Below are 16,831 nucleotides of genomic sequence, written 5' to 3' on the forward strand. Positions count from 1 at the left end.
AGCAGGTCCTTGAAACGCGGCCCTAACGGGCTGAGCAGCGCCCACGCCCAGAAGTCACCGCGAAGCCCACGGTCGCCAGGCCGAGCATCAAAGCGGGCCTGCGGCCGGTCGGTGCGTTCGTCATGCCGCGGCGCCCGCCTCGCGCAGCCGAGCCAGGTTGCCCGCCGGCCTCCGGGCGCTCGGTCATACCCGCGCTCCCAGCAGGATGTGGGCGACCACATCGGCGGCCGAGTGGTCATCCGGGAGGTCGTCGAGGAAGGCCGCGTCCTGGCCGAGCGTGAGCAGTGGGGGCTCGTCGTATCCGTCGGCGCGGTGCTGCCCAAGGCCGATGGAGGCGAGCAGGCCGTTGCACAGGCAGCGCCGGTCGGCCGCCTCCTCCGCAGGGCGCCCCTTACGCACGTAGGTGTCCACTGGCTCGGCCGGGCAGCGGTAGCCGATCGAGCCGTCCGCCTTCTGGTACGGCGTGCGCAGGTAGCCCAGGTCGCACAGCCGCGGGCGCGCCTCGTACACCTCCTGCTCCGACAGCGTCCCCGCCACGGCGGCGACCTTGAACGGGAACCCGGTGGGCGAGGCACGCGGGTCGTTGCGTACCTGAAGGGCGCCGCTCGCGGCCTGCTCGCGCAGGCGTCTGCGCAGGCCGGGGTCGAGGCCGGACTCCCGGCACAACGCGAAGGCCGACCCCACCTGGACCCCCTCCGCGCCTGCCTTCCAGGCCCGCTCGAGCCCACCGGGCGTGCCGTATCCGCCCGCCAGCCAGAACGGCAGCCCGAGCGCGGCGACCTTGCCCAGGTCGACCTCGTCGCGCGGCCCGTACACCGGCTCCCCCGCCGGGTCGAGCGTCATCCGGCCACGCGGCGGCGCACTGTGCCCGCCCGCCGCCGGGGTCTCGATCACGAATCCCTCCGGCCTGGTCACCGGGGAGCGGGCCAGGTAGGCGGCCAGCACGTGCGACGACACGACCGCCAGCAATCTGGGCCGCGGCAGCGGCGTCAGGTGGTGGCCGAGCAGCTGTACCGGATCGATCCCGATCGTGTGTCCGTCGCCACCCGCCACAGCCACCGAGATCCGCGCGGGACGGTGCTCGGCCAGGTCGTCGAGCAGCCGCGGGATCTCCGCAGGGATGCCGGCGCCAACCAGCACGTAGTCGGCGCCGGCCAGCATCGCGCCGTAAACGGCGGCCGGGGTGGCGAGCTGGATCTTCTCCAGGTAGTTCACCCCGACGGGCCCGTCGTGGCCCTCCTTGGCGAGAAAGACCTCGGCGAAGTTGGCCACCACGGCCAATTCGTCCCGGGCGCGGTTCGCCCGCAGCCCAAGTCGGGGCACGGGCCGGTACGGCACCTTTCGGCCGGTGCCGCCGGGCACGAAATAGCGGCCGAGCACCCGCTCGGCGATCCCGGGCACAGGAAAGCAGGCCAGCGCGCGGCGCAGGTGGCCGCCCGGGTCGCCGCGCTGCAGTCTTCTGGCCAGAGTGACGTCCAGCGCCGTGCCCGACACCACACCCAATTGCCCGGTCGCGGCGACCGCCCGGGCCAGCCGCCAGCCGGACACGCCCACGCCCATCCCGCCCTGGATCAGGACGGGCCGCACCGGCTCAGCCACGCCGGGCCTCCCGCGTGCGCCTGACGGCCGGCAGCCGGTCGAGGTCGGCGTACAGGTCCATGGTCGCGTCGTCGACACGGCGAAAGCGCCACGGTTGGGTGTTGCGCACTGGGTGCGCCGCGGCGGCGGCGTGGACCGGCCTGCGCACGCCGGCTCGCGTGGCGAAGGGCTTCTTCCCGTCCTCGGGCTGCGGGACGGCGTAGAGCGCGGCGCCGGTTCCGGTCATAGGGGCATTCCCAGCGCAGAGGTAAGAACGGACATGGACCCAAGATCCCGCGTTGCGCCGTGTTCACGGCAGGGACCAAAGTCCTTCAGAGCGCGTCCGATGGACCGTTGCCGCCAAGACACCTGTTGACCGTCGCCGGCTGCGTGGGGATCCGGAACCATGTCGCCCGGCGAGGTCGGGACCAAGGTCCCTAGGCCGGTTCCGACCGATCCGAGATATTCGGACCCATGACACCCATGCAGAAGATCGATGCGTACTGGCGTGCCGCGAACTATTTATCCGTGGGCCAGATTTACCTCCTCGACAACCCGCTGCTGACCGAGCCGCTGCGGCCCGAGCACGTGAAGCCGCGCCTCCTCGGCCATTGGGGCACCACGCCGGGGCTGAACTTCTGCTTCGCCCACCTCAACCGGATCATCGCCGAACGCGGCCAGGACATGATCTACATCGCCGGCCCCGGCCACGGCGGCCCGGCGGCGGTCGCCCACGCGTGGCTGGAAGGCACCTACAGCGAGAAATATCCAGACATCTCACAGGACGCCGCCGGTATGCGGCGGCTGTTCCGCCAGTTCTCCTTCCCGGGCGGCATCCCCAGCCATGTCGCGCCCGAGACGCCCGGCTCCATCCACGAGGGCGGCGAGCTCGGCTATTCACTCGCGCACGCCTTCGGTGCGGCCCTCGACAACCCGCGCCTCGTGGTCGCCTGCGTCGTCGGCGACGGCGAGGCCGAGACGGGCCCGCTTGCCGCGAGCTGGCACTCCAACAAGCTGCTCGACCCCTACCGTGACGGGGTGGTGCTGCCCATCCTGCACCTGAACGGCTACAAGATCGCCAACCCCACCGTGCTCGCCCGCATCCCCGAGGAAGAGCTGGTCAAACTCATGGAGGGCTACGGCTACCGCCCCCACGTGGTGGGGCCGGACCACGAGCAGATGGCCCGGACCCTGGATGAGGTGTTCGACCGGATCACCGCCTACAAGGACGGCCACGCGAACCGCCTCCCCATGATCATCCTAAGGACGCCGAAGGGCTGGACAGGACCGCGCGAGGTCGACGGGCTGCCGGTGGAGGGCACCTGGCGAGCCCACCAGGTGCCGCTGTCCGGCGTCCGCGACAACCCCGAACACCTGGCCATGCTGGAGGCGTGGATGCGCTCCTACCGGCCGGAAGAGCTGTTCGACGCCGACGGCAGGCCGCTGCCCGCGCTGCTGCAGACGGTGCCCGAAGGGCCGCTGCGGATGAGCGCCAGCCCGCACGCCAACGGCGGCGAGCTGCTGAAGCCGCTGCGGCAGCCGGACTTCCGCGACTACGCCGTGGAGGTCAAATCACCCGCGCAGCAGACCAGCGAACCCACCCGAGTGCTCGGCCAGTTCCTCCGCGACGTGATCGCCGCCAACCCGCACAACTTCCGGCTGATGGGCCCCGACGAGACCGCCTCCAACAGGCTGCAAGCCGTCTTCGACATCACCGACCGCGCGTGGAACGCCACCATCGAGCCGACTGACGAGCATCTGGCCGCCGGCGGCCGGGTGATGGAGGTGCTGTCCGAGCACCTGTGCCAGGGCTGGCTGGAAGGCTACCTGCTGACCGGCAGGCACGGCCTGTTCAACTGCTACGAGGCATTCATCCACATCATCGACGCCATGTTCAACCAGCACGCCAAATGGCTGCAGGCCTCCAAGCGGATCCCGTGGCGGCGGCCCGTCGCCTCGCTCAACTACCTGCTGTCCTCACACGTGTGGCGGCAGGACCACAACGGCTTCAGCCACCAGGACCCCGGCTTCCTCGACCTGGTCGTCAACAAGAAGGCCGAAGTCGTCCGCGTCTACCTGCCGCCGGACGCCAACACCCTGCTCTCCGTCGGCGACCACTGCCTACGCTCCCGCGACTACATCAACGTGATCGTCGCCGGCAAGCAACCGGTGCTCGACCTGTTCACCATGGACGAGGCCATCGCGCACTGCACCCGCGGGCTGGGCATCCTGCCCTGGGCCTCCACCGACTCCGGCAACGAACCGGACGTCGTGCTGGCCTGCGCCGGCGATGTCCCCACCCTGGAGACCCTCGCCGCCGCCGCGATCCTGCGCGAGCATCTGCCGTCCCTGAAAGTACGGGTCGTCAACGTCGTGGACCTCATGCGGCTGCAGCCCCCGTCGGAGCACCCGCACGGCATGCCGGACGCCGAGTTCGACACCCTCTTCACCACCGACAAGCCGATCATCTTCAACTTCCACGGCTACCCGTGGCTGATCCACCGCCTCACCTATCGCCGTCACGGCCACCGCAACCTCCACGTGCGCGGCTACAAGGAAGAAGGCACCACCACCACGCCCTTCGACATGGCCATGCTCAACGACATCGACCGCTACCACCTCGTCATGGACGTCATCGACCGCGTCCCCGGCCTCGGCACCACCGCCGCGCACCTGCGCCAGCGGATGATCGACGCCCGTCTCCAAGCCCGCGCGTACACCCGCGAGCACGGCGAGGACCCCGTGGAAACAGGCTCGTGGACATGGCCGGCCACATTCTCGTCCTGAACACCGGATCCTCGTCGATCAAGTACGAACTGGTGGACGTCGAGACCCACGAACGTCCGGCCGGCGGCCTGGTCGAACGCATCGGCGAGGAGACCGGGCGGCTCATCCACCGGACCGGGGACAGGCCGCCGTACGTGCGGGAGCGGCCCTTCCCCAGGCATGGCGAGGGGCTGGACGCGATGATGGAGGCGTTCGCCGCGGCGGGGCCCGAACTGGAGCCCGTCGCGGTCGGGCACCGCATCGTCCACGGCGGCACCCGCTTCACCGAGGCCGTGCTGATCGACGACGACGTGGTCGCAGCCATCGAGGAACTGGCCCCGCTCGCTCCCCTTCACAACCCGGTCAATCTCACCGGCATCCGGGTCGCGCGCAAGGCGTTCCCCGAGGTGCCGCAGGTGGCCGTGTTCGACACCGCCTTCCACCGCACCCTGGCGCCCGAGGCCTACACCTACGCCGTGCCTCGGGAGTGGGGCGTGCGGCGCTTCGGCTTCCACGGCACCTCTTGCGCGTACGTCTCCCGCCGCGCCGCCACCTTCCTCCGCCGCGACCTGGCCGACCTCAATCTGATCGTGCTGCACCTGGGCAACGGCGCCAGCGCCACCGCCGTCTCCGGCGGGCGCAGCATCGACACCTCCATGGGCATGACACCCCTGGAGGGGCTGGTCATGGGCACCCGCTCCGGCGATGTCGACCCGGCCCTCACCGGTTACCTCGCCCGCGTGAACGGGCTGGACGCCCAGCAGGTCGAGCACGCGCTCACCCACCACAGCGGCCTGCTCGCCCTGGCCGGCACCGGAGACATGCGCGAGGTACGCGCCCGCGGCGACGACACCGCCCGTTTGGCCCTGGACATCTACACCCGCCGCATCCGCAAATACGTCGGCGCTTACTACGCGCTGCTCGGACGGGTGGACGCGATCGTGTTCACCGGCGGCGTGGGCGAACACGACCCCGCCACCCGGGCCGAATCCCTGACCGGGCTCGAACGGCTCGGCATCGCCGTGGACCAGGCACTCAACCAGGCCGACACGGCCGGCGAGCGGCCCGTCTCCACCGCGGGTGCCGAAGTGCCCGTGCTGGTCATCCCCACCGACGAGGAATGGGAGATCGCCCGCCAGGCCCACGCACTCGTTTCGCCGATTGCGGTCCCGCCGGCCGGCCGTCCTCCAGTCCAAGGGGACGTGCCGGCGTAGCCGGGTGCCGCCCTCCTCAGGAGCGTCCAGTTCGCTGGAGTCGTTCGGCAACCCGCGCAAGTTCGCCCGCTGCGCCCGCCGGGTCGGCAGGCGCAAGCCGGTGCTGCTGGTCAAGAGCGGCCGCGGCGAGGCCGGTGGCCGGGCGGTGCGCTCGCACACCGCCGCCGCGGCCTCCCCGGACGTGGCGGTGGACGCGCTCACCCGGGCCGCCGGTGTGATCCGGCTCGACAGCGTGCACGAGCTGATCGACACTGCCAAGCTGCTGGCCGGTCAGCCGTTGCCGGCCGGTCGCCGGGTGGCTGTCGTGGGCAACTCGGGCGGGCCGCAGGCGATGGCCGCCGACGCCTGCGAGGCCCACGGCCTGATCGTTCCGGAACTGCCGCCCGGACTGCTGGAGGCCCGTGCCGGCCTGCGTCGTCGGCCACGACGATCTGATCGACGGCCGCGTCCCCAGCTACGCCTTCCCCGAGCAGGCCCGGCTGCTCGCCTGCTACGGCGTGACGCCGGAGGAGTCCGCCGGGGCGGCGGCCTCCCGCGTGGGCTGCCCGCCGTGCTCAAAGCCACAGGTCCCGTGCACAAGAGCGAGGTCGGCGAGGTCCGGCTCAACCTTCAGACCCCCGACGAGGCACGGCAGGCATATCACGACATGTCAGCGCGCATAGGCACGGAGATGACCGGCGCGATCATCCAGCGCTGCGGCGGACGCGCTGACCAACGGCCGTCCCGTTCGGGACCTCCGCCCCTAAAGCTCCGGCCATTCGCGAGATGCGATGGAAGTGACACAACAAGGAGGAAGGCATGAACGCCATCGTGCACCGGGAGCGAGGACTCTTCCCGGAGATCCTCGACCCGCTCGAAGTCCCGCTCGCCGAGCGTAAGCCGGCCGGCACCCGCATCCTCGTGCAGAAGCCGGAAAAGAGCTGACCGGCGATGCGCATGACCGTCGAAGACGTGATGACGACCAAGGTCGTCTCCGTCACCGCCGCCACCCCGTTCAAGGACATCGCCCAGGCGCTCATCGCCGGCGGCATCAGCGCCGTCCCGGTGCTGGACGACGACGACCACGTGATCGGCATGGTCTCCGAGGCCGACCTGCTCCGTAAGGAGGAGTTCCGCGAGGAGTTCTACCGCGAGGGTTACCGCCCGCCGCTGCGCGCGCGGCTGCGCCACCCCAAGGGCCGCCAGAAGGCCGAGGGCGACACCGCCGCAGATCTGATGACCACTCCCGCGATCACCATCACCCCCACGGCGACCGCAGTCTCGGCGGCCCGCCTCATGGACGCCCACGACGTCAAACGTCTGGCCGTAGTCGACCACGAAGGACGCCTGCAGGGCATCGTCAGCCGGCGCGACCTGGTCAAGGTGTTCCTGCGCGGGGATGAGGAGATCGCCGCCGAGATCCGCGACCACATCCTCGACCATGCCCTGTGGGTGGACACCGGCGGGGTGCAGGTCGAGGTGCGCCAAGGCATCGTCACCCTGTCCGGCTGGATGGACCGTCGCACCGAGACCGCCATCGCCGTCCGCATGAGCGGCCGCGTCAACGGTGTCGTCGACCTCGTCGACAAGCTGACCTGGAAGACCGACGACTCCACGTGGGAGGCCAGATAGCCATGCTCGTGCGCGAGGTGATGAGCAGCCCGGCCATCACGGTCCGCCGCACCGACCCGGTGCGGCGGGCCATCCGGCGGCTCTACGGTCACAACATCACCGCTGCTCCGGTCGTCGACGAAAGCGACCGCCTCGTGGGCGTGGTCAGCGAGCTCGACCTGCTGCGCGGCGAGTTCGAGCCCGACCCCCGCGCCACCGTACGGCCCGTCCCGAGATCCTACGAAGCTCCACCGCGCCAGGTGATGGAGGTCATGACCAGTGACGTCGTGACCGTCACCGAGACCACCGACGTCACCATCGCCATCGACCTCATGGTCGGCAAGCGCATCAAGAGCCTGCCCGTGCTCCGCGGCCAGGAGATCGTCGGCATGGTGAGCCGCTGCGACCTGATGGCCATGCTCGCCCGCCCCGACATGGACCTGCGCAAGGCGGTCGTCGCCACGCTGCGCGAACACTATCCCTTCGGCCCGAGCTGGGACGTCTCCGTCCACGACGGCGTGGCCGAGCTGAGCGGGCCACCCCACGAACACGCCGACCACATCGCCGACGTGCTCGCCCGCACCGTACCCGGCATCGTCCGGGTCAGACACCTCAGGAGATCCCCATGAGAACCACCGTCGAGAACGTCATGACCACCGACGTGGCCGCCGTCAACCAGACCGCTTCCTTCCACGCCGTGGCCGAACTGCTCATCAGCAAGGCCGTGAGCGGCGTGCCCGTGCTGGACGACGACAACCGCGTCGTGGGCGTGGTGTCCGAGGCCCTCCTGCTGGCCAAGCAGGAGTTCAAGGAGCGCTACTACGGCGACGGCTACCGTCCGCCGCTGCGCGCCCGCCTGCGCCACACCGTCGGCAGCGAGGGCAGCGGCTTCTACAAGGCCCTCGGCGAGACCGCCGGCGAGCTGATGACCGCCCCCGCTCACACCACCACCCCCGACGCCTCCGTCGTGCTCGCCGCTCGGCAACTGGACAAGTACGGCGTCAAGCGCCTGCCCGTGGTCGACACCGGCGGCAGGCTCGTCGGCATCGTCAGCCGCCGCGACCTGATCAAGGTCTTCCTCCGCGACGACGCCGACATCGCCGCCCAGGTTCGGGAAACCCTCCACGGCGACACCCTCGGCGTGGAGGTCACCGTGGCCGACGCCGTGGTGACCCTGTCCGGAGCTCTCGTCGAGCACAGCCAGGCCGTCAAAGCCGTCCGCCTGACCGAGAACATCGACGGCGTCGTAGCCGTGCACGACAACCTCAGCTGGAAGAACGACGACCTCGTCAACTACCCGGTGTGGGGCGGCGCCTGACATAGAACCGGCCGTCCTCTACTCGCTGAAGCTGCTGATCGGCGTCCTGCGCGAGCGCGGATCACGCCGTCGTGGGTCCGAACGTCCACGACGGCGTGATCCGCCAGAGTCACATCGCGATCCACTGCGCCGACCGGAAGGCCGGCGACGGCGCGTCGCCCGTCAAGTGCCTTGCACCGTACGCGCGGGTCGAGCGCTGCCGGGCCCGGCGCCCGCCATCATCGGAAGGGCGTCGAGCAGGCGCCGGCGCATCAGCAAGAGTGAGATCAGGCATTCACCGAGGAGGAACGATGACGGTCACCGGCCTCGACGTTCCCGTCAATGACGATCACGGCGATGCCGGGCAGATGCCCGTGTGATAGCCATGGCGTCGTCATCGTGTCCCATCCTTTCCCGGCACGGTCACCGCAATGCCTTCACAAACGGTAATGATCTGCTACGCTAAGTATCCAAAGACGGAGTTGCGAAAATACGCAATTACTAAGAAGATGAGGGTTGTATGCCGACGACAGTGTGGAGGTGGTCACGTGAGCGGGGCGTTTGCCGAAGCGGTCCGAGAGCGAGCCCGGCTGGCCCGGGTGGCGTTGCGCGCTGCCCATCGCGAGCAGGATCCGAACGAGACTCTTGTGGCAGAGGCGGAGTGGGAGCACATCGCGCGCGTTGCCCGCACTCACGGGGTCGGCCTGGCGGAGGATCTCGCGGCAGGCATGGGGCCCGTCGCGGAGGAAAGCCTGCCGGGTGAGCGGGAGCAGGGGCCGCAGCGCTGATGTCGGTACCACTGTATGAGGCCAAGGCGGAGCTGTTTCGGCTGTTGGGCCACCCGGTGCGGATCCGGGTGCTGGAGCTGTTGCAGGACGGGCCGAAACCGGTGCGGGAGCTGCTGGCCGAGATCGAGGTGGAGCCGACCGGGCTGTCGCAGCATCTGGCGGTGTTGCGCCGGTCAGAGCTGGTGACCGCTCGCCGAGAGGGCTCGACCGTGGTGTACGCGCTGTCCGGCGGGGACGTGGCCGAGCTGCTACGCGCGGCCCGCCAGCTGCTGAGTGCCAAACTGTCGGGTCAGCACGCGTTGCTGAGCGAGCTGCTGCAGGCCGATACCGGGCGTGGCTGACAATCACCAGGGCCGAGGGGGCCGGCTCGGCCACGCGTCAGGCTCTCCCGCCCGCCGCGCGATCGCTGGACGAGGTGAGCTCCTCGCCGAACCGCGCGACGCCGACGCCGGACGACCCCGGCCTGGATGATCCCTGCGGCATGTACCCAACGTTGGAGCACCAAGCAGGGAGTGATCGTGGCGAGGTTGTGGCGGAAGATCAAGAAAACGGGGCGGGTGGCCGAGCCGGCGCCGCCGAAGCCGAGCTCGGCCGTCAAGGTCGGCGAGCTGGCCGGGTCGGTGCAGCTCCGGCACGTGGACGCGGGCTCGTGCAACGGCTGTGAGGTGGAGATCGCCTCGGCGTTCGGCCCGGTCTATGACGCCGAACGGTACGGGGCACGGTTGGTGGCCTCGCCCCGACACGCCGACGCGCTGGTGGTCACCGGTCCGGTGACGCGCAACATGGAGGTGGCACTGCGCCGGACGTTCGAGGCGGTGCCCGAGCCGCGGCTGGTGGTCGCGTTGGGTGACTGCGCGCGCAACTGCGGGGTGTTCGCGGGCGCGTACGGCGTGGCGGGAGCCGTCGGCGACGTGGTCCCGGTCGACGTGGAGGTGCCGGGCTGCCCGCCGCGTCCGGAGGAGATCGTCGCGGCGCTGCGCGATCTGACCGGTAGATGACGGGTACCTTGCTGGCCGGGGCGGTCGGCCTGTGCGTGGTGACGGCGGTGGCTGCCCTGCTCGTGCCGGATCGGGCCCGCGCGCTGGTCACGGGCCTGGGGACGGCGGGCGCCGGCGGATTCGGCGTGGCTGCCGGTGTGGCGGCCGCCCTGGGCGGGCAGTGGAGCGTCTGGCTGCCGGAGCTGCTGCCGCTGGCCGGGGTGCGGTTGTCGCTGGACGGGCTGGGCGGGCTGTTCGTCGCGGTGACGGGCGGCGTGGCGGTGTGCGCGTCCCTGTACGCCATCGGATATGCCCGCGAGCACGGCCGCGTCGTGCACGGCGTGCTGCCGTTGTTCGTCGGTTCGATGCTGCTGGTCCCGGCGGCGGCGAGCGTGAGCACGCTGCTGCTGGCCTGGGAGCTGATGGCGCTGACCTCGCTGCTGCTGGTGCTCGCCGAGCACGCCCACCGGCCGCAGGTGGGGCGGGCCGGCATGTGGTACGCGGTGATGACCCACCTGGGGTTCGCCGCGATCCTGGCCGGCCTGGCCTTGTTCGCCGCTCACGCCGGCGGCGAAACCTTCGAGCAGTTGCGGACCGCGGAGCTGCCCGCGGCGGCACGGAACGCGGTGTTCCTGGCGACGCTGATCGGGTTCGCCTCCAAGGCGGGCATCGTGCCCTTGCACGTGTGGCTGCCCCGGGCGCATCCGGAGGCGCCGAGTCATGTCTCGGCGCTGATGAGCGCGGCCATGGTGAACATGGGGGTGTACGGCATCGTCCGGGTCGGCCTGGACCTGCTGGGCGGCGGAGCGGCGTGGTGGTGGCTGGTGACGCTGGGCGCGGGCGCGTTGTCGGCCCTTTACGGCATCTTGCAGGCCGCCGTCTCCTCCGACCTGAAGCGGCTGCTGGGCTACTCCACGACCGAGAACATGGGCTTGGTCCTGGTCGGGGTGGGCGCCGCCGGGTTCTTCGCCCGCTCGGGAATACCGGTCCTGGCGGGGTTGGCGTTGACGGCGGCGCTGTTGCACGTGGTCAACCATGCGGGCTTCAAGACGTTGCTGTTCCTGGCGGCGGGTTCGGTGCTGCGGGCTACCGGCGTGCGGGATCTGGACGCGCTCGGCGGGTTGCGGGCCCGCATGCCCGCCACCTCCGTGCTGTTCGCGATCGGCGCGCTGTGCGCCTCGGCGCTGCCTCCCGGTAACGCCTTCGTCAGCGAGTGGCTGCTGCTGCAGAGCCTCGTCCACGCGCTGCCCGCCTCCGGGGTGGCCGGGGCGGTGACGATGCCGCTGGCCGTGGCGGTGATCGCGTTGTCGGCGGGGCTGGCGGTGGCCACGTTCGTCAAGGCCTTCGGCATCGGCTTCCTGGCCCGGCCCCGCAGCCCGGGGGCCGAGCGTGCGGCGGAGAGCCCGGCCACGATGCTGGCCGGTATGGGCGCCACCGCCGCCTGCTGCGCCGTGCTGGCGCTCGCCCCGGCCGTGGTGCTGCCCGCCCTGTCGGCGGCCGTGACCGTCGTCCTGCCGGGGCAGCCCGCGGTGTCCGGCCGGGTGGCCCTGCACCTGAACGGGGTGATGGGGACGATCTCCCCGGCGCTGATCACGATCGCGCTGGTGGCCGCCGTCGCCCTGGTGCCGGCGGCGCTGCGGCTGGTGGCCGGCCGGCGGGCGCGGCGCAGGGCCAGGTTGTGGGACTGCGGTGCCGGCCCGATGACGGCCCGGATGGAATACACCGCCACCTCGTTCGCCGAGCCGCTGCAGCGGGTCTTCGACAACGTGCTCGCCCCGGAAAGGGATGTGCATGTCACCCCGGCGAAGGAGTCGGCCTATCTGGTGGCGCGGGTGCGGTTCCAGGCGCGGATCCCCGACCGCGTCGAACACCGCCTCTACCAACCGGTCCTGGCGGCGATGGAGGCGCTGGGCGGTTCGACGCGCAAACTGGCCAACGGCAGCGTGCACCGGTATCTGGCCTACGGCTTCTACGCGCTGATCGGCGCCCTGATCGTGCTGGCGGTGATCCGGTGACCGCGCTGATTCAGGTGATCCTCGTCGTGGCGGGCGCGCCGCTGCTGGCCGGCATGATGCGGCAGATCCGCGCCCGGCTGGAGGGCCGGGCCGGCCCCGGGGTGTTGCAGCCGTGGCGGGATCTGCGCAAGCTGGCCCGCAAGCAGCCCATCACCGGCGATGGCACCGGCTGGGCGTTCCGTCTGGCGCCGCTGCTGCTGGCCGCGACCGCGCTGGTGGCGGCCGCGGCGGTGCCACTGGTGGCCACGGACTCGCCGCTGGAGGGCGTCTCCGAACTGTTCGCCGTGGTCGCGCTGCTCGCGCTCGGGTCGGTGGCGCTCATCCTGGGCGGCCTGGACACGGGGACGGCGTTCGGCGGCATGGGCGCCAGCCGCGAAGTGACCATCCTGGCCCTGGTCGAGCCGACCATCTTGGTGTCGGTCTTCGCGCTGTCGGTACGGGCGGGCTCGACGAACCTGGCCGCGATCGTCACCTCGGTCGCCGAGAACCCGTGGGCGGTGCTGTCGCCGGTGAGCCTGCTGGCCGCCGCGGCTCTGGCGATCGTCACCATCGCCGAGACAGGCCGCATCCCCGTGGACAACCCCGCCACCCACCTGGAACTGACCATGATCCATGAGGCGATGGTGCTGGAGTACGCCGGCCCCGACCTCGCGCTGATCGAGTGGGCGTCGGCGGCCCGCCTGTCGGTGCTGCTCGGGCTGCTGGCCAGCCTGTTCGCACCATGGGGGATCGCCACAGCCGACGCGGGGCCGATCGGGCTGATCGCCCTGCTGGTGGCGTGCCTGGCCTTGGCCGTCAAGGTCGCGGTGCTGGGCGCGTTGCTGGCGGCCGGCGAGGTGTTCATGGCCAAGCTGCGCCTGTTCCGGGTGCCGGAGCTGCTGGCCGGATCGTTCCTGATGGCGCTGCTGGCCGTGGCCGCGTCCTTCTTCCTGGCATGAGAGGGCCGGTATGAGTGATGCGGTGTACGTGCTGCTGCTGGACCTGGCGTGCGGCGCGTTCCTACTGACCGGGGTGCTGGTGCTGTGGCGCAGCGCCCTGTCGGCCATCGTGGGGCTGTTCGCCCTGCAAGGACTCGCCCTGGCGGCCCTGATCGTCGTGCTCGGCCTGCACCAGGGCGAGATCGAACTGGTCGCGGTGGGCGTGGGGGTCGGAGCGTTGCGCGCCGGGCTGCTGCCCCACCTCATGCGGCGCGCCCTGTCCGGCGGCGGCGACGCGCGCGAGAGCCGGCCGCTGGTCAACGTGACCACCTCACTCCTGGTCGCCGCCGTGCTGGCGATGCTCGCCTACGCGGTCTCCCAGCCGCTCATACGGCTGGCGCCCAGCCCCGCCACCCAGGCCGTGCCCGTCGCGCTGACCGTGCTGCTGGTCGGCTTCTTCGTCCTGGTCACCCGACGGCGGGCGTTGTCGCAGGTGGTGGGCTTCCTGCTGATCGACAACGCGGTCACCGCCACCGCCTTCCTGACCACCAGCGGCGTCCCCCTGGTGGTCGAGCTGGGCGTCTCGCTGGACGTGCTGCTGGCCGTCCTGGTGCTGCAGGTCCTCACCACCCGGATGCGGGCCGCGTTCGGCGGCACCGACCTCGACGAGCTCAGGGAGCTGCACGACTGATGACATTCGCAGTGCTGGCGCCGGTCCTCGCGCCCCTGCTGGCGGCGTGCGGCTACGCCGTCCTCGGCTGGAACAAGGTCACCGCCTGGCTCGGCGCCCTGGCCGCCGGCGCCCTGCTCGCCTCCGCCATCCTCCTGTCGGGAACGGAGCGGGCCATGACGGTGTGGGGGCTGCTGCGCGTGGACGCGCTCAGTTCCTTCATGCTGGTCGTCATCGGCGCCGTGGCGCTGCTGGCGATGCTGGCCAGCCCTGCCTACCTGGCCGCCGAACCGGCCACGGGACACACGCAAGCCCGGGCCGCCCGCCGGTTCGGCGTACTCACCCAATCCTTCATCGCCGCGATGGCGCTCGCGGTCCTGGCCTCCAACCTCGGGGTCATGTGGGTGGCCATCGAGGCGACCACCATCCTGACCGCCTTCCTGGTCGGCTTCCACCACAGCAAGCAGGCCACCGAAGCCGCCTGGAAGTACGTCGTCATCTGCTCCGCGGGCATCGTCCTGGCCTTCCTGGGCCTGGTCATCGTGCACTACGCCGCCCTGCACGCCGGCCTTGCCCCGTCCGACGCGCTGGACAGCGCGGCCCTGGCCCACCACGCCGCCGGCCTCGACCCGGGCGTGATGCGCATCGCCGCCGTGCTGCTCGTGCTGGGCTTCGGCGCCAAGGCCGGGCTGGCGCCGATGCACGCCTGGCTGCCCGACGCGCACAGCCAGGCCCCGGCGCCGGTGTCGGCGCTGATGTCCGGCGTGCTGCTGTCCGTGGCCTTCTACGCCATCCTGCGCGTCAAGGTCATCGCCGACGTGGCGCTCGGCCCTGCGACCATGCGCGTCCTGCTGGTCGCCGCCGCCCTCGCCTCGCTGGCTGTGGCCGCGCTGCTGCTGCTCGCCCAGCGCGATTACAAGCGGCTGCTGGCCTACTCCAGCATCGAGCACATGGGACTGCTCGCCCTCGGGGCCGCGATCGGCACCCGGCTGGCGCTGGCCGCCGTCCTGCTGCACATCCTCGGCCACGGGCTCGGCAAGTCTGCGCTGTTCCTGTCCTCCGGCCACCTCCACCAAACTCTCGGAAGCAGCCGCATCGACGCGGCCCGCGGCCTCGTCCAACGATCGCCGCAGCTCGCCGGCGCCTTCGGGCTCGGGTTGCTGGCTCTGCTGGGCATGCCGCCGTTCAGCCTGTTCGCCAGCGAACTCGGCATCGTCCGGGCCGGGTTCGCCGCGGGGCTCGGCTGGGCGATCGCCCTGGCGCTGCTGCTCATGCTGGTGATCGTCGCCGCCATCGGCCGACACGGGCGCCGCATGCTCCTCGGCACGCCCGACCCCGCCCTACCGCCCGTCACACCGCCCGCCACCATGCAGCCCACCGCACCAGCCACAGCCCTGCACAGGACCGCCACCGTCACGGTGATCGCGGCGCTGGTCGCCTGCGCGCTCCTGGGCATCACCACGGGCCCGCTGGGCGACCTGCTCCACGGCGCCGCCACCATCGCCGGAGCGACCCCATGACCGACCCGACGCCGCACCGCACCATCGCCGACATCACCGCCGCCGAGCTGGCCCCGGCCGCCGCCAAGCTGCTCGCCGACGATCACCGGCTCGCCCTGGTGTCGGCCCAGCAGCAGGAGCACGGCTTCGGCGTCGTCTACCTGTTCGTCGCACCGAACCCCGACCGGCGCACCGAACTGCGCCTGCACCTGCCCCTGAACGACCCCACGGTCCCCAGCCTCGCTGCCCTGTCCTTCCCCGCCGGCCGCTTCGAACGCGAGATGCACGATCTGTACGGCATCACGCCCGTCGATCATCCGCTTCCGCGTCGGCTGGTGCGCCACCACCACTGGCCGCGCGGCTGGTACCCGATGCGCGCCGACGCCGGCCCCCCGCCCGCCTTCGGCGACCCCGAAGGCCCCTACCCCTTCGTCACCGTCGAGGGACCCGGCGTGTACGAGATCCCGGTCGGCCCCGTGCACGCCGGGCTCATCGAACCGGGGCATTTCCGCTTCTCCGTGGTCGGCGAGACCATCCTCAAGCTCAAGGCCCGACTGTGGTTCGTACACAAGGGTCTCGAGAAACTCTTCGAACGCCGTAGCCCCGCCGATGCCCTGGCCCTGGCCGAACGCGTCAGCGGCGACACCACGGTGGGCCACACCCTGGCCTACTGCCTGGCCGTCGAGGAGGCCACCGGCACCCACGTGCCGCCGCGGGCCCAGGACGGCCGGGCCGTGCTGCTGGAGCTGGAACGCCTCTACAACCACGTCACCGACCTGGGCGCACTGTGCAACGACGTCGCCCACTCCATCCTGCACGCCCACGCCGGACGCATCCGCGAACAGCTGCTGCGCATCAACGACGAGGTCACCGGGCACCGCCTGCTGCGCGGCGGCATCACCCTCGGCGGCGCCCGGCTGCGCGCCCTGCCCGACCCCGCCCGGCTCGCGGCCATCGGCGCCGACGTCGCCGAGATCGTCGAGCTCGCCCTCGGACACAGCGTCGTGGCTGACCGCTTCACCGGCACCGCCATCCTGTCCGAACAGGCCGCCCGCGACCTCGGCACCCTCGGTTACGTCGCCCGGGCCAGCGGCGTCGACCTCGACGCCCGCCGCGATCACCCCTTCACCGACCTCTGCCCCGTCCCCACCGCAACCCGTGCCGGCGGGGACGTGCTGGCCCGCTTCCAGATCCGCGCCGACGAGATCGCCGCCTCCATCGACCTGATCAGCCGCCTGGCCGACGGCACGTCCCCCTGCGAGACGAGCGGCCCGCTCGCCGACGGAGTCTCCTACGGTGTCGGCATCGTCGAAGGCTGGCGCGGAACCATCGCCCACCGCGTCCAATTGGCCGCCGACGGCACCCTGGCCCGCGTGAAGATCGTCGATCCGTCCTTCTTCAACTGGCCCGCCCTGCCCGTCGCCCTGTCCGGCGCGATCGTGCCGGACTTTCCCCTCGTCAACAAGAGCTTCAACCTCTCCTACGCCGGCAACGACCTCTGATCGCCGCCCGCAGGACCG

The 16,831-nt window shown here is 71.3% G+C and carries 17 protein-coding genes; 15 read left to right on the top strand and 2 right to left on the bottom strand.

What is annotated here, in order from left to right:
• Window positions 1-183: 183 nt before the first annotated feature.
• The gene (locus AB0J87_RS13710) at window positions 184-1,599 is read right to left on the bottom strand and encodes a nitronate monooxygenase (protein ID WP_363965153.1); all 1,416 of its coding nucleotides are present in this window, start codon (window positions 1,597-1,599) and stop codon (window positions 184-186) included.
• On the bottom strand, window positions 1,592-1,825 hold the full coding sequence (locus AB0J87_RS13715; protein ID WP_363965155.1) for a hypothetical protein: 234 nt from the start codon (window positions 1,823-1,825) through the stop codon (window positions 1,592-1,594). The genes AB0J87_RS13710 and AB0J87_RS13715 overlap by 8 nt, the downstream gene beginning before the upstream one ends.
• Window positions 1,826-2,052: 227 nt before the next feature.
• Between AB0J87_RS13715 and AB0J87_RS13720 the strand changes: the two genes are divergently transcribed.
• From AB0J87_RS13720 to AB0J87_RS13790, 15 genes are all read left to right on the top strand, one after another.
• Window positions 2,053-4,365 carry a phosphoketolase family protein gene (locus tag AB0J87_RS13720; protein ID WP_363965157.1) on the top strand — a complete coding sequence of 771 codons (2,313 nt, stop codon included), beginning with the start codon at window positions 2,053-2,055 and terminating at the stop codon, window positions 4,363-4,365.
• The gene (locus AB0J87_RS13725; RefSeq protein ID WP_363965159.1) at window positions 4,341-5,558 is read left to right on the top strand and encodes an acetate kinase; all 1,218 of its coding nucleotides are present in this window, start codon (window positions 4,341-4,343) and stop codon (window positions 5,556-5,558) included. Before AB0J87_RS13720 ends, AB0J87_RS13725 begins: the two co-directional genes overlap by 25 nt.
• Before the next feature lie 4 nt (window positions 5,559-5,562).
• Complete coding sequence (locus AB0J87_RS13730; RefSeq protein WP_363965160.1) at window positions 5,563-6,360, top strand: acetate--CoA ligase family protein; 798 nt, start codon at window positions 5,563-5,565, stop codon at window positions 6,358-6,360.
• On the top strand, window positions 6,357-6,482 hold the full coding sequence (locus AB0J87_RS13735; RefSeq protein ID WP_363965162.1) for a hypothetical protein: 126 nt from the start codon (window positions 6,357-6,359) through the stop codon (window positions 6,480-6,482). The genes AB0J87_RS13730 and AB0J87_RS13735 overlap by 4 nt, the downstream gene beginning before the upstream one ends.
• 6 nt (window positions 6,483-6,488) lie before the next feature.
• Window positions 6,489-7,169, top strand: coding sequence for a CBS domain-containing protein (locus AB0J87_RS13740; RefSeq protein WP_363965164.1), 681 nt, complete (start codon window positions 6,489-6,491; stop codon window positions 7,167-7,169).
• Window positions 7,170-7,171: 2 nt separating this feature from the next.
• The gene (locus AB0J87_RS13745; RefSeq protein WP_363965166.1) at window positions 7,172-7,777 is read left to right on the top strand and encodes a CBS domain-containing protein; all 606 of its coding nucleotides are present in this window, start codon (window positions 7,172-7,174) and stop codon (window positions 7,775-7,777) included.
• Window positions 7,774-8,466, top strand: a complete 693-nt coding sequence (locus AB0J87_RS13750; RefSeq protein ID WP_363965168.1) for a CBS domain-containing protein — start codon at window positions 7,774-7,776, stop codon at window positions 8,464-8,466. Before AB0J87_RS13745 ends, AB0J87_RS13750 begins: the two co-directional genes overlap by 4 nt.
• Before the next feature lie 527 nt (window positions 8,467-8,993).
• Window positions 8,994-9,233 carry a hypothetical protein gene (locus AB0J87_RS13755; RefSeq protein ID WP_363965169.1) on the top strand — a complete coding sequence of 80 codons (240 nt, stop codon included), beginning with the start codon at window positions 8,994-8,996 and terminating at the stop codon, window positions 9,231-9,233.
• Window positions 9,233-9,574, top strand: a complete 342-nt coding sequence (locus AB0J87_RS13760; protein WP_363965171.1) for a metalloregulator ArsR/SmtB family transcription factor — start codon at window positions 9,233-9,235, stop codon at window positions 9,572-9,574. Before AB0J87_RS13755 ends, AB0J87_RS13760 begins: the two co-directional genes overlap by 1 nt.
• A gap of 177 nt (window positions 9,575-9,751) precedes the next feature.
• Window positions 9,752-10,231, top strand: a complete 480-nt coding sequence (gene nuoB / locus AB0J87_RS13765; RefSeq protein WP_363965173.1) for an NADH-quinone oxidoreductase subunit NuoB — start codon at window positions 9,752-9,754, stop codon at window positions 10,229-10,231.
• Window positions 10,228-12,225 (top strand): proton-conducting transporter membrane subunit, encoded by a 1,998-nt coding sequence (locus AB0J87_RS13770; protein ID WP_363965175.1) that lies wholly within the window; start codon window positions 10,228-10,230, stop codon window positions 12,223-12,225. The genes nuoB and AB0J87_RS13770 overlap by 4 nt, the downstream gene beginning before the upstream one ends.
• Window positions 12,222-13,163 carry an NADH-quinone oxidoreductase subunit H gene (locus tag AB0J87_RS13775; protein WP_363965177.1) on the top strand — a complete coding sequence of 314 codons (942 nt, stop codon included), beginning with the start codon at window positions 12,222-12,224 and terminating at the stop codon, window positions 13,161-13,163. The genes AB0J87_RS13770 and AB0J87_RS13775 overlap by 4 nt, the downstream gene beginning before the upstream one ends.
• A gap of 10 nt (window positions 13,164-13,173) precedes the next feature.
• Window positions 13,174-13,833 (top strand): hypothetical protein, encoded by a 660-nt coding sequence (locus AB0J87_RS13780; protein ID WP_363965179.1) that lies wholly within the window; start codon window positions 13,174-13,176, stop codon window positions 13,831-13,833.
• On the top strand, window positions 13,833-15,332 hold the full coding sequence (locus tag AB0J87_RS13785; RefSeq protein ID WP_363965181.1) for a proton-conducting transporter membrane subunit: 1,500 nt from the start codon (window positions 13,833-13,835) through the stop codon (window positions 15,330-15,332). The genes AB0J87_RS13780 and AB0J87_RS13785 overlap by 1 nt, the downstream gene beginning before the upstream one ends.
• Window positions 15,329-16,813 (top strand): NADH-quinone oxidoreductase subunit C, encoded by a 1,485-nt coding sequence (locus AB0J87_RS13790; protein ID WP_363965183.1) that lies wholly within the window; start codon window positions 15,329-15,331, stop codon window positions 16,811-16,813. Before AB0J87_RS13785 ends, AB0J87_RS13790 begins: the two co-directional genes overlap by 4 nt.
• Window positions 16,814-16,831 lie beyond the last annotated feature (18 nt).

The organism is Nonomuraea sp. NPDC049625, assembly GCF_040675285.1.
GTDB lineage: Bacteria > Actinomycetota > Actinomycetes > Streptosporangiales > Streptosporangiaceae > Nonomuraea > Nonomuraea angiospora_A.